At 66.9% G+C, this 12995-nt stretch carries 9 protein-coding genes; 8 read left to right on the forward strand and 1 reads right to left on the reverse strand.

Annotated features, from left to right (window positions below; translation table 11 throughout):
• Positions 1 to 530: 530 nt before the first annotated feature.
• The 8 genes from AC1KVG_RS21490 (at position 531) to AC1KVG_RS21525 (ending at position 11627) form a co-directional block, all read left to right on the forward strand.
• On the forward strand, positions 531 to 2165 hold the full coding sequence (locus tag AC1KVG_RS21490; protein WP_043888811.1) for a TldD/PmbA family protein: 1635 nt from the start codon (positions 531 to 533) through the stop codon (positions 2163 to 2165).
• Positions 2166 to 2180: 15 nt separating this feature from the next.
• Complete coding sequence (locus AC1KVG_RS21495; protein ID WP_023902027.1) at positions 2181 to 3515, forward strand: TldD/PmbA family protein; 1335 nt, start codon at positions 2181 to 2183, stop codon at positions 3513 to 3515.
• On the forward strand, positions 3512 to 4327 hold the full coding sequence (locus tag AC1KVG_RS21500; protein ID WP_481095766.1) for a DUF4159 domain-containing protein: 816 nt from the start codon (positions 3512 to 3514) through the stop codon (positions 4325 to 4327). Before AC1KVG_RS21495 ends, AC1KVG_RS21500 begins: the two co-directional genes overlap by 4 nt.
• 100 nt (positions 4328 to 4427) lie before the next feature.
• Positions 4428 to 5420 carry an AAA family ATPase gene (locus tag AC1KVG_RS21505; protein WP_481095767.1) on the forward strand — a complete coding sequence of 331 codons (993 nt, stop codon included), beginning with the start codon at positions 4428 to 4430 and terminating at the stop codon, positions 5418 to 5420.
• Between the two features lie 13 nt (positions 5421 to 5433).
• On the forward strand, positions 5434 to 6330 hold the full coding sequence (locus AC1KVG_RS21510) for a DUF58 domain-containing protein (RefSeq protein WP_481095768.1): 897 nt from the start codon (positions 5434 to 5436) through the stop codon (positions 6328 to 6330).
• A 70-nt stretch (positions 6331 to 6400) separates the two neighbouring features.
• Positions 6401 to 7591: a BatA domain-containing protein gene (locus AC1KVG_RS21515; protein ID WP_481095769.1), complete on the forward strand. Its 1191-nt coding sequence runs from the start codon at positions 6401 to 6403 to the stop codon at positions 7589 to 7591.
• Positions 7588 to 9864 (forward strand): hypothetical protein, encoded by a 2277-nt coding sequence (locus tag AC1KVG_RS21520; protein ID WP_481095770.1) that lies wholly within the window; start codon positions 7588 to 7590, stop codon positions 9862 to 9864. The genes AC1KVG_RS21515 and AC1KVG_RS21520 overlap by 4 nt, the downstream gene beginning before the upstream one ends.
• Complete coding sequence (locus AC1KVG_RS21525) at positions 9861 to 11627, forward strand: carboxypeptidase regulatory-like domain-containing protein (RefSeq protein WP_481095771.1); 1767 nt, start codon at positions 9861 to 9863, stop codon at positions 11625 to 11627. The genes AC1KVG_RS21520 and AC1KVG_RS21525 overlap by 4 nt, the downstream gene beginning before the upstream one ends.
• A 278-nt stretch (positions 11628 to 11905) precedes the next feature.
• Here the strand turns inward: AC1KVG_RS21525 and AC1KVG_RS21530 are convergent, their stop codons facing one another.
• Positions 11906 to 12544 carry a DUF938 domain-containing protein gene (locus AC1KVG_RS21530; protein WP_481095772.1) on the reverse strand — a complete coding sequence of 213 codons (639 nt, stop codon included), beginning with the start codon at positions 12542 to 12544 and terminating at the stop codon, positions 11906 to 11908.
• Positions 12545 to 12995 lie beyond the last annotated feature (451 nt).

Genomic DNA, 12995 nt, shown 5'->3' on the forward strand with positions numbered 1-12995 from the left:
CGCGATGGTGGGCGGGCAAGGGCCCTGCAGCGAAATTGCAGCCCTATCGCTCTGCCACTGAAGCGTCTACATCGTTCAATCAGCTCATAGCAACAAAGATATCGAGTTATGGTGTCGTTTAGATGCATTCAAACGCTGTAGGTGGGCGGGCAAGGGCCCTGCAGCCAACACGCAGACGATCGCTTCATTTTTAGTCTCTCTGAGCCATATGAAGCAGGCACTGGGCACGATGGCGTGCGCGTCGCGCATTGCACGACCGCCAATAAGATAATGCACGCCTGTCATCGATCACATCGCGTGTCGACGCGATGGCGCAGCAAGCACACGCTACCAGCCCCGTTCGCCACATTTGCATGCAGGCAGCGTGTGCCGCTCGACTCATGCGAGCACAGCGATTGCCGCTGCACCCATGCCGAAAGTCATTTGACGCAGCGTTCATTGCCCGGCAAGAATCGGCGATACCGTGCAGATACCCATCTGTGCGTCACCAGACTACCTGCGCGCCGCGCGGGACTATTGGGGAGTTGCCCGTGCAACGACGTGATTTCCTGGCCCTGACCGGGCTGACCATGGGTGGACTGATCGTGCCCGCCTACTTCGGCAAGGCCATTGCCGCCGAGCAGTTGTTGACGCAACTGGATGTGGGCCGCAAGAAGCGCCTGGCCGATGCCGGCCTCAACGCAGCCCGTCAGGCCGGTGCGAGCTACTGCGATGTGCGCATCGGCCGCTATCTGCGCCAGTTCGTCATCACCCGCGAAGACAAGGTGCAGAACGTGGTCAACACCGAATCCATCGGTGCGGGCATCCGCGTGCTCGTAGCTGGCGCCTGGGGCTTTGCTGCCACCAACGATCTCACCGAACAGGGCGTGGCCAAGGCCGCATCGCAGGCCGCCGCGATCGCCAAGGCCAATGCCAAGGTGCAGGGCACACCCGTGCAACTGGCGCCAACGCCCGGCGTGGGCGAGGTGAGCTGGAAGACGCCGATCAAGAAGAACGCGATGGAAGTGCCGATCAAGGACAAGGTGGACCTGCTGCTCGGCGTCAATGCCGCCGCCACCGCGGCCGGCGCCAACTTCGTCAACTCGATGCTGTTCGTGGTCAACGAGCAGAAGTACTTCGCCAGCACCGATGGTTCCTACATCGATCAGGACGTGCACCGCATCTGGGCACCGATGAGCGTGACTGCCATCGACAAGGCCAGCGGCAAGTTCCGCACCCGCGACGGACTCTCCGCACCGATGGGCCTGGGCTACGAATATCTGGATGGCGCGGCCTCGGGCAAGTTCGTCTCGCCCAACGGCGTGGTCAATTACGGCCTGTCCTACGACATGAAGGAAGACGCCATTGCGGCGGCCAAGCAGGCGCAGGAAAAGCTCAAGGCACCGTCGGTGAAACCGGGCAAGTACGACCTGGTGCTAGACCCCTCGCATACCTGGCTCACCATCCACGAATCGGTCGGCCACCCGCTGGAACTGGACCGCGTGCTCGGCTACGAGGCCAATTTCGCCGGTACCAGCTTCGCCACGCTCGACAAGCTCAAGGCCGGCTTCCAGTACGGCAGCGACAAGGTGCATATCCTGGCCGACAAGACCCAGCCCGGTAGCCTGGGTGCGGTGGGCTACGACGATGAAGGCGTCAAGACCAAGCAGTGGGATCTGATCCGCGACGGCAAGCTGGTGGACTACCAGGCCATTCGCGATCAGGCGCATATCCTTGGCAAGACCGCCTCCGATGGCTGCTGCTACGCCGACTCGTGGTCGAGCGTGCAGTTCCAGCGCATGGCCAATGTCTCGCTGGCGGCCGGCAAGACGCCGCTGAGCGTGAGCGACCTGATCAAGAACGTGGAAAACGGCATCTACATCATCGGCGATGGCTCGTTTTCCATCGACCAGCAGCGCTACAACGCGCAGTTCGGTGGCCAGCTGTTCTACGAAATCAAGAACGGCGCGATCACCCGCATGCTTGAGGATGTGGCCTACCAGATCCGCACCCCGGAATTCTGGAACGCCTGCAGCGCCGTGGCCGATCAACGCGATTACCGCATGGGTGGCTCGTTCTTCGACGGCAAAGGCCAGCCGAGCCAGTCCTCGGCGGTCTCGCACGGCTCGTCCACCGCCCGTTTCGACGGCATCAACGTCATCAACACCGCCCGCTCGCTCGGCTGATCAGGAGAAACCCATATGAGCATCCTTACCGAAGCGCAGGCCAAGGCCATTCTGGACAAGGTCATCAAACTGTCCAAGGCCGATGAGTGCACCGCCACGCTCACCGGCGCGATCGACGGCAATATCCGTTTCGCACTCAACAACGTGTCCACCAGCGGCATCGTCGACAACACCGACCTGCAGGTGCAGGTGGCGTTCGGCAAGCGCGTAGGCATCGCCACCATCAACGAGTTCGACGACGCCGCGCTGGAACGCGTGGTGCGGCGTGCCGAAGATCTGGCCCGCCTGGCCCCGGAAAATCCGGAATTCATGCCGGCGGTCGAGAAGCAAACCTATACCGCCAGCCCGACCTTCAGCGACTCCACTGCCGCCATCGACCCGGCGTTTCGCGCGCAGGTCGCCGCCGATTCGATCGCCCCATGCAAGGGCAAGGGGCTGATCGCTGCCGGCTTTCTCGAGGATGGCCAGAGCTTCACCGCATTCGCCAACAGCAAGGGCAATTTCGGCTACCAGCGTGGCGCACGTTTCGACTACACCTGCACCGTGCGCACCGAAGACGGCCGCGGCTCGGGCTGGGTGGGGCGCAATCTGAAGGATGCGGCCGACTTCAAGGCCGAGCAGGACATCCGCATTGCGATGCGCAAGGCCAGCGACTCGGCCGAAGCCAAGGCGCTGGAACCGGGCAAGTACACGGTGATTCTGGAGCCGGCCGCCGCTGCGGGGCTGATCTCGTTCATGATGAATTTCTTCGACGCGCGCCGCGCCGATGAAGGCCGCAGCTTCCTGTCCAAGAAAGGCGGCGGCAACAAGCTCGGCGAACAGGTCTACGACCCGCGCGTGAACATCACCGCCGACCCGTGGGATGCGCGTGCCGCAGTGTTGCCGTGGGACGAAGAGGGCCTGCCGCGCGAGAAGATGTCGATCGTGGAAAACGGCAAGATCGCCAACCTGCAGTATTCGCGCTATTGGGCGCAGAAGAACGGCAAGCGCGCGATCGGCGAGCCGGGCAACCTACTGATGGCCGGCGGCGACAAGAACATCGCCGAGCTGGTGCGCGGCACCGAGAAGGGCATCCTGGTCACGCGCACCTGGTACATCCGCATGGTCGACCCGCAGACCGTGCTGCTCACCGGCCTGACCCGCGACGGCACCTTCTACATCGAGAACGGGCAGATCAAGTACCCGGTGAAGAATTTCCGCTTCAACGAATCGCCGGTGATCATGCTCAACAACATCGACGAACTGGGCAAGCCGGTGCGGGTGGCCGGTGACGAATCCAACTTCGTGATGATGATCCCGCCGATGCGTCTGCGCGACTTTACGTTTACCTCGTTGTCGGATGCGGTGTGAGTCGGAGCCGGGATTCGGGAGTGGCGATTCGGGAATCGGAGCGCAGAAGCCGCTCTTTGCAGACTGATACCTTGCAGGCGCTTGCGGCTCCCGTTCCCGGTCTCCCGGCTCCCACTTCGCGGCGCCACTTCCTAGGCTTGTTGCTCGGTAGCGCCGTCACCCTGGCGCTCCCGCTGCGTGCACGCGCGGCCGGCAACTACGATTTCTGGTTCACCCGGCTGCGTTACGACTCCGGCGATTGGGATGTGGATGCGCGCATGCCGTCCAACCTGATCACCTCGCTGATCGACTACACCCAGCTGCGCGTGGACCCGCAGGAGCACGTGCTGGATCTGGCCGATCCGCGCATGTTGCAGGCACCGTTCTGCTATCTGGCCGGGCACAAGCTGGTGGAATTCAACCCGGCCGAGCGGCGCAACTTCGAGCGCTATGTGCGCAATGGCGGCTTCGTGTTCGTGGACGATTGCAATCACGATATCGATGGCCTGTTCGCCACCTCGTTCGAAGCGCAGATGACATCCATCTTCGGCAAGACCGCGCTGCAGAAGTTGCCCAAGAGTCATCGCCTCTACAACGCATTTTTCAAGTTTCCTGATGGCCCACCGGCCACCAGTTTCGAACTCAATGGCTGGGGCGACGATCTGGTGCACGATTACCTCAAGGGCATCAGCATCGATGGCCGGCTCGGCGTGTTGTACAGCAACAAGGACTACGGCTGCGAATGGGATTACGACTGGCGCAACAAGCGATTTCTGGCCGAAGACAACACCAGGTTCGGCGTCAACATCGTGATGTATGCGTTGACCAATTGACCGCCGTGTAGGAGCGCGCTGGCGCGCGATGAAGATTTCCCGGTGAAGCGTCGCGCGCAAGCGCGCTCCTACGCCAGCAGTCACATAACGAGACTTCCCCATGACTTCCCCCAACGACGACATTCTCGCCAACCAGCTCTCCCAACTCGGCGCGCTGCGTGCGGCCCTGGCCCAGGCGGTGGTGGGCCAGGGCGCGGTGGTGGAGCAACTGCTGATCGGCCTGCTGGCCGGCGGCCACTGCCTGCTGGAAGGCGCGCCCGGCCTGGGCAAGACGCTGCTGGTGCGCTCGCTCGGGCAAGCGCTGGAGCTGCAGTTCCGCCGCGTGCAGTTCACTCCCGACCTGATGCCCAGCGACATCCTCGGCACCGAGCTGCTGGAAGAGGATCACGGCACCGGGCATCGGCAGTTCCGTTTCCAGCAGGGGCCAATCTTCACCAATCTGCTGCTGGCCGACGAGCTCAATCGCACCCCGCCCAAGACCCAGGCCGCATTGCTGGAAGCGATGAGCGAACGCACCGTCAGCTACGCCGGCACTACCTATGCGTTGCCGGCGCCGTTCTTCGTGCTGGCCACGCAGAACCCGATCGAACAGGCCGGCACCTATCCGCTGCCGGAAGCGCAGCTGGACCGCTTCCTGCTGCATGTGCGCGTCGATTACCCCAGCGAGCAGGAAGAGCGCGACATCCTCACCCAGACCACCGGCACCGCAACTACGCAGGTGCCGGTGGTGATGGACGCGGACAACGTGTTGGCGCTGCAGCAACAGGTGCGGCAGGTGCATGTCGGCGCGGATCTGCTGACCTGGATCAATCGCCTGGTGCGGGCCAGCCGGCCCGGCCCGCAGGCCAGCGACGAGGTGCGTCAATGGATCCGGTGGGGCGCCGGCCCGCGCGCCGGGCAATCGCTGGTGCTCGCCTCCAAGGCACGCGCATTGCTGCAAGGCCGCTTTGCCGCCACCCGCGACGATGTCATTGCGCTGGCCGCGCCAGTGATGCGCCACCGCCTGCTGCTGTCGTTTGCGGCCGAGGCCGAACAACGCAGCGCCGACGATGTGGTCGCCGCGCTGCTGCGCGCCGTGCCGTTCCCAGCGTGAGGCGCGCAGTAGCGTGAGCGTGGACCTGCCGGCGTTGATTCCTGCCGAGCTGCGCAGCCGCCTGCGCGGTTTGCAGCTGCATGCGCGCCACGCGCAAAGCGCGCACGGCATCGGCCAGCACGCCAGCCGCAACCGTGGTGCCGGGCTGGAATTTTCGCAATACCGCGCTTACGAACCTGGCGATGCCTTGCGCCAGATCGACTGGAAACTCTACGCGCGCTCGGACCGCTTCTTCGTGCGCGAAGCCGAGCGCGAAAGCCCGCTCACGCTGTGGCTGTTGCTCGATGCCACCGCCTCCGCGGGCCAGACCGATCAGGCACGCCCTGCCTACACGCGCTTGCAGGCGATGGCGACCTTGGCCGCATGCGCTGCCGAAGTGGCGCTGCGCCAGGGCGATCAAGTGGGCTTGTTCGCCGTGCACGGCGATGGCCTGGTGGCGGTGCCGGCAGGCGGCGGTCCACGCCAACGCGACCGGCTCTGGCTGGCCTTGCAGCGTCTGCGCGCCGGTGGACGCTGGCCCGGCATGGATGCGCTACGCCCGCTGTGGGAACGCATCGCCGCACATGCGCTGGTGCTGTCGATCGGCGATGGCTTCGATGAAGCATTGGTCGGCGCGCTGGAAAAACTTGCCGCCGCACGCCGCGAAGTGATCCAGCTGCAAGTGCTGACCTGCGACGAACGCGATTTCACTTTCAGCGGCGGGCACCGCTTCCGCGATCCGGAAACCGGCGAAGAATTGCTCGGCGATGGCGCCGCGATGCGCGATGCGTATCTGCAACGCTTCGGCGATGCGCAGCGCGCGCGGCAGGCCCGCTGGCAGGCCGCCGGCATTGCGCATGCGCTGCATTATCTGGATGCACCACCCGACGCGGCATTGCGCGACTTGTTTGGGCAGGGTGCGCGGCGATGAGCCGATACTCCCGTCTCAGCGAGGTACCGTCATTGCACCTCATCGCGCACGCCGCTGAGGTGGCGCGGCCGTGAACCTGCTCCTGCTCTTCCCCGCCGGCCTGGCCGCGTTGGCCGCACTGCTGCTGCCGCTACTGATCCACCTGGCACGCCGCAGCGAACACCGGCCCACCGACTTCGCCGCGCTGCGCTGGCTGCGTGCGCTGCCGCGCCCACGGCATCGTGTGCGTTTCGACGAATGGCCGCTGCTGCTGGTGCGCTTGCTGTTGCTCGCGGCATTGGCGTTGCTGCTGGCCGAGCCGGCATTGCGCGACCATCAGGATATGCGCCCGCGGATTGCGGTGAGTCCTGGCGTGGATGTGGCCGAGGCGCGCGCGCTCAGCCACGCAGCGAACGCGCAGTGGGTGTGGTTGGCGCCGGGCTTCCCTCCGATCGATGCCGATGCGACCAACCCATACACCGCGACCGCCGGCACCACGCAAGCGGTCGGCAGCCTGCTACGCGAGCTCGATGCCAGCCTGCCGCCGGACACCGCACTCAGCGTGATCGTGCCGAGCCAATGGGGGCCGCTGGATGCCCAGCGCCTGCAGCTGTCGCGCAACGTGCAATGGCAGGTGCTGCCCGGCCAATCGCCGCTCGCCCCTGCCGCAGCTGTCGCACCGCTGCGGCTGCAGGCGATCGCCGACGCCCCCGCCGATCCGGCATTGCGCTATCTGCGCGCCGTCCATGCTGCCTGGGCATTGCCTGGCGCGTTACCGGTCAGCGCGCCCAACACCGCAGTGCCTGCGCGCTGGGCACCCGGTACGGTGGTGGCATGGCTGTCGCAGCGTCCACCGCCGGCGCCGGTCATTGCCTGGGTCGCGGCCGGCGGGCAACTGCTGATCGCTGCGCAAACGCCGGCCCCGCCCGCACTTGCAGGCCCGCTGCAGCCACTGCTGCAAGACGCGCACGGCGCGCCGCTGATCGATGCCATCGCGTTCGGGCGCGGACGTTTGTTGCGCTGGGCTGCGCCGCTGCAACCGCAGCACCTGCCTGCGCTGCTGGATGCCGATTTCCCCACCCGCCTGCATGACGCCTTGCAATCGACGCCCGCACCACAGCGTGCGCTGGCACAGACCCAACAACCACAGCGTGGCCCTGCGGCTATCCGCCTGACCGCCGCACCGTGGCCGCTGGCGCCATGGCTGATCGGCCTGGTGCTGCTGTTGTTCGCGGCCGAACGCTGGCTGGCCACAGCGCCACGCCGGAGCAACGCGGCATGAGCACGCCGGCGCTGCACGAAGCATGGCAGGCCGCGCGACGGCGGCAGGCCGCAGGCGTGCTGCTGTTCGGGCTACCGCTGGCCGTGCTGCCTGCGCTACTGGCGTGGCGCAGTGGTGCGCATGTGGCGATCGTGCCGTTGCTTCTCCTGGGCCTGCTGGCACTGATTGGGGCGGCGATGCTGGCGGCACGGCGACTCGACCAGACCTGGCTGATCCGCCGGCTGGATCGCGAAGCGGATCTGGAAGACAGCAGCGATCTGCTGTTCGCCTCGACCGCGCAGCTCGGCCCCTTGCAGGCCCTGCAACGGCAGCGCCTGGAACAGCGGCTGCGCAGCACCCCGCGCGATCTCCGCCCAGCCTGGCCGTGGCGGCGTGCCTGGCCATGGAGCCTGCTCGGCCTGCTGGCCTGCGTCGCACTGCTGCTGTGGCCACACCGCGCCACCCAGCCCACTCCTAGCAAGGACCACGTCGCCGCCGCCCGTGCCGGCAACGGCGCTCCCACGCTGCGTCAGGCCCGGCTACACAGCACCCCGCGCGCCTACACCGGCCTGCCGTCCGCACGCCTGCCCGGCCTGGATGCGCGCGTGCCAACCGGCACCCGGCTGGACTGGCAGCTGCAGGTCAGCCCCGCCCCGCGCAGCGTGGCGCTGCGGCTCACCGACGGCCGCCTCATCGCGCTGGCCCGGCAAGGCAGCAGCGATCAGTGGCAAGGCCAGTGGATCGCCGAGCGCGCCAGCCTGTATCGCATCCTCATCGACGGTGCGCCGGCAGACCGCCAGCTGCATCGGCTCGACGTACTGCCGGATCGCCCGCCGCAGGTGCGCGTGCTCGCGCCCGAACAAAGCCTGGTGCTGTGGACGCCCACCAATGCCGGCTGGACGCTGCGCTTCGAAGCCAGCGACGACTACGCGGTGGCCGCCACCGCCGAGCTGCGCCTGACCCTGGCCCAGGGCAGCGGCGAGAACATCACCTTCAAGACCCAGCGCCGCACCCTCACCGGCAGCGGCCCGGCCAGGCAGCGCGGCTTTTCCACCACGCTGCAGCCGCAGGCCCTGGGCATGGCGGCCGGCGACGACCTGATCGCCCAATTGATCGTCCACGACACCCGCCAACCCACCGCGCAGGAAGGCCGCAGCGCCAGCGTGATCCTGCGCTGGCCGCCGCCCGAACAGACCCTGGCCGCCGGCCTGGAAGCCAGCGTCAAACAAACCTTGCCGGCTTACTTCCGCAGCCAGCGCCAGATCATCATCGACGCCGAGGCGCTGCTGAAGGAAAAGCCGCGCCTGGCTCCGGATGCCTATCTCAAGCGGTCCGACGCCATCGGCGTGGACCAGCGCCTGTTGCGGCTGCGCTACGGCCAATTCCTCGGCGAAGAAAGCGAAGGCACACCCAAGGGCCCGCCGACCGCCGACGCCCCGCCCACCAGCGACGCACCGGCCGACGATCTGCCCACCGCCGACATGCCCACTGCGGATGCACCGGCAACGCCTGCGACAGCTGCGCAGGCGCCCGCCCAGGACGAACACGGGCACGACGACCACAAGCGCGACGCCGCATCCGAACCCGGCGCCGCCGCGCTGGATGACCACGACCATGACCACGGCAACAACAACGGCCGGCCCGAGCGCAGCAGCTTCGGCCAGGCGCAGGATGTGCTCTCCGAGTTCGGGCATACCCACGACCACGCCGAAGCCGCCACCCTGCTCGACCCGCAGACGCGCGCGCTACTGCGCGCCGCGCTGGACCAGATGTGGCAGTCCGAGGGCGAGCTGCGCCAGGGCCAGCCCGGGCGCGCGCTGCCCTTTGCCAACAAGGCGCTGGGCTTCATCAAGCAGGTGCAGCAGGCCGAACGCATCTACCTGGCGCGGGTCGGCACCCAGCTGCCGCCGATCGACCCCAGCCGGCGCCTGAGCGGCGACCGCGCCGGCCTGGGCGACCGTGCCGCCGGGCTGGACACCCGCCCGGATCCCGACCCGTCCGCGCTGCAACTGTGGGACGCGCTTGGCGAACCCGCACCTGTGTCGGACGCCACCCTGGCCCGCTACGCGCAGTGGCTGCAACGCCAGCAAGACCGCCTGCACGACCCGCTGAGCCTGGCCGCGGCAGTAGAAACCTTGCGCACCGAACCCGGCTGCGCCGCCTGTCGCGCCCAACTGCGTGCCCAGGTCTGGCGCACCCTCATCGCCCCGCCCGCACCCGTCCACCGACGCGCCACTCCTGACGCACGCGGCCAACGCTATCTGGATGCACTGCGCCGGGAGCCGCAGCCATGACGCTGTCACTGCCCTGGCTGGTCGGTTCGGCACTCTTTCTGGTGGTGGTGGTCGGCTGGTTCCGGCTGTTACGCGCGCACGCTCGGCAACCACATTCCCGCGCCAGGCTGTGGCTGTTGCTCGCCGCTCAACCGCTGCTCGCGGGCCTGCTGTACCCGGTGCTGCTGCCGCCACCGCGCGCTGGCAGCACGAGCGAGCTGCACGTCGCCACCGCGGGCACCACGTCAGCTCAGCTCGGCCCGAATGAGGCGCAATGGGTCGCCTTGCCCGAAGCGCCTGCGCTGGCAGGCGTGGCACGCGTACCGGATCTGGCCACCGCCCTGCGCCGCGCGCCCGGCACCACCGCAGTGGTCGTGCATGGCACCGGCCTGCCGGCACGCGACCGCGATGCACTTGGCGTACCGCTGCGACTGGCGCTTGGCCCGGCACCGCAGGGTCTGGTCGCCGTCTCGCCAACGTCACCGGTCGCCCCCGGCGAAACCTTCGCCATCAGCGCCCGCGTCCAGGGCCTGCCGGCAGCACGGGTGGAGTTGCTCGACCCCGCCGGCCAGGTGGTCGACACCGCCGTAGCCAACGCAACCGGCCAGGTGCATCTGCGTGGCCTGGCGCGCGTAGCAGGGCAGGTGGTGTTCGCGCTGCGCCTGCGCGATGCCGCAGGCGCCGAACGCAGCCGCGTGCAGGTGCCGGTGCTGATCACCGCAGTGCCGCCCGCGCGTGTGCTGTTGCTGGCCGGCGCACCGCAGCCGGAACTGAAATATCTACGCCGCTGGGCCAACGATGCCGGGCTGGACGTGCGCAGCCAGATCGCGGTCGGCCCCGGCGTGCAACTGGGCGAGAGCGCCGCACTGGACGCCACCAGCCTGGACACACTCGACCTGCTGGTCATCGACCAACGCCGCCTGGTCACGCTGGGCAACGCGCAACGCCAAACCGTGCGCGCCGCGATCGACCGCGGCCTGGGCGTGCTGGTACGCACCGACGGACCACTGGATGCCGGCACCCGCGCAGCACTCAACGCGCTCGGCTTTGCGACAACCGGCGGAACGACCAGCACTGCAATCGCCGCCCCGCGATCGCTGTCATCGGCCGCACCGTCCATCGATCCAGCTGCAGCCCCTGCCGACACTCCCACACTTCCACCGCTGCAACGCCGCGATCTGCAACCGCAAGATGCCGAGGCAGTGATTGCAGCACGCGCCGACGACGGCAGCGCGCTGGGCTGGTGGCACGCACAAGGCCGGGGCCGCATCGGCATCGCCCTGATCGAAGACAGCTTCGCGTTGGTATTGGCCGGCCGCAGCGACCTGCATGCCGCGCTGTGGGCGCAGCTGTTCGGCGCCGTCGCCCGCGCGGGCGGCACCGCATCCGCCCCGCTGCAAGAAGGCTGGTCGCAACAGCGCATGACGTTGTGCGGTATCGCCACAACCGCGCATGTCACTGGCCCCACCGGCACAGCCCAACCGCTGCTGCCAGATCCCACAAATAAGGCCCAGGCCTGCGCCGCGTACTGGCCCACAAGCGCAGGCTGGCATCGCCTGCAAACCGGCAAAGACCAACGCTGGCTTTACGTCCGCGCGCCCGCCGACGCCCCCACCGTGCATACCCAACAAACCCGCGACGCCACCCTTGCGATGGCCGCCGCTACCCACACAAACGCGACCCTCGGCACGCCAATAACCCAACCCGGCACCCGCTGGCCGTGGCTACTGGCCTGGCTCACGCTGGCCACAGCTCTGTGGTGGCTGGAACGACGCAGGCGCTGAGTTGCTGCCGCGCCAACCTGCATCAGCGCATGGGTACGATGCCGCTCTTTAACGACTCGAAATTTTGAGTGCCATGTCGTGGCCGTAGGATCAGGTGGAGAGCGGCTGATCTGAGGCTTTGCTGCAGGGCCCTTGCCCGCCCACCATCGCGGGACACGCTGCAAGTACGTCCTTGTAAGCTCTTACGCGGCATCCATGCCGCGTAAGGTCCCGCGACGGTGGGCGGGCAAGGACCAGTCGGAATGTCGGTGTGCATGCTTTTCAAAAAAGCAACCGACTTACGCTCGCCGCCACACCCGACATACATTATTTGCCGGCAACGCCACATCGTCGATCAACTGCAATCCCACCGAAGCCGCCAGCGCATCCACTGCCTCCGCATCCCGAATCCCCGAGGCAGCATCGCGCTCGCGCAGCATCGCATCGAATGCGCGATTGCTGTCGCTGGTGAATTGTCCATCGCGGTTGAACGGTCCATACACCACCAACAGCGCATCCGGCGTCATCACCGCAGGCAATCCCGCAAACAAGGCCTGCACCTGCGGCCAGCCCATGATGTGCAAGGTATTGGCGCTATATACAGCGTCATAGCCGGCAACCTCTCCCGCTTGCACGATCGGCAACGGCGGTGCCGGTGCCAGACCCGGCGTCGGCGTCAGCACCGCCTGCAATGCAATCGGTGGCGGCGTATTTGGCAATGCAGCCTCGCCCAACCACTGCGTCATGCCCGGCAGATGATCGGGATGATCGCTCGCCTGCCAACGCAACCACGGCATCGCCGCCGCAAAATGCACCGCGTGCTGCCCGGTGCCTGCACCGATCTCCAACACATGACGACGGTCGGCAAAGTGCCGATGCAATACCGCAAGGATCGGGTCACGGTTGCGCGCGGAGGCCGGCGAAAAAGGTTTGCTCATGGAGGAGGTCCGACATAGGCGAAAGTGATTGTGACGTGTCGCAGTGACATCGTGCATCTAAAGCTCTGCTGGCAAGCGATCACCGCGCAGATCAGCGGGAATGACCGACGGATCAACGCAAGACCTGGAGCGGCCAACAAAACTCCTACGCCCACCGTCAGTTGGACGCAGCCGGCGTTGTGGTTCCCATCAGCACACAGCCAAATGAGCAGGTGCGATGCGCTCACCGCTTGCGGGACCGTGTGGCGGCATGGATGCCGCCACCGAGCCTACATGGACGTACTTGCGGCGTGTCTCGCAAGCGGTGAGCACATCGCGCCCTCGACCAACGCCGACCAACGCGGCTTTGAAACATCCAAACGACGCTGAAGCTCGATCTCTCGGTCGCCTTGAGAGGTAAATCGAACGGTGTGGATGCGTCGGTTGCAGAGCGGCTGATCTGCGGCCTGGT

It is taken from the genome of Xanthomonas sp. NCPPB 3959, assembly GCF_056675575.1.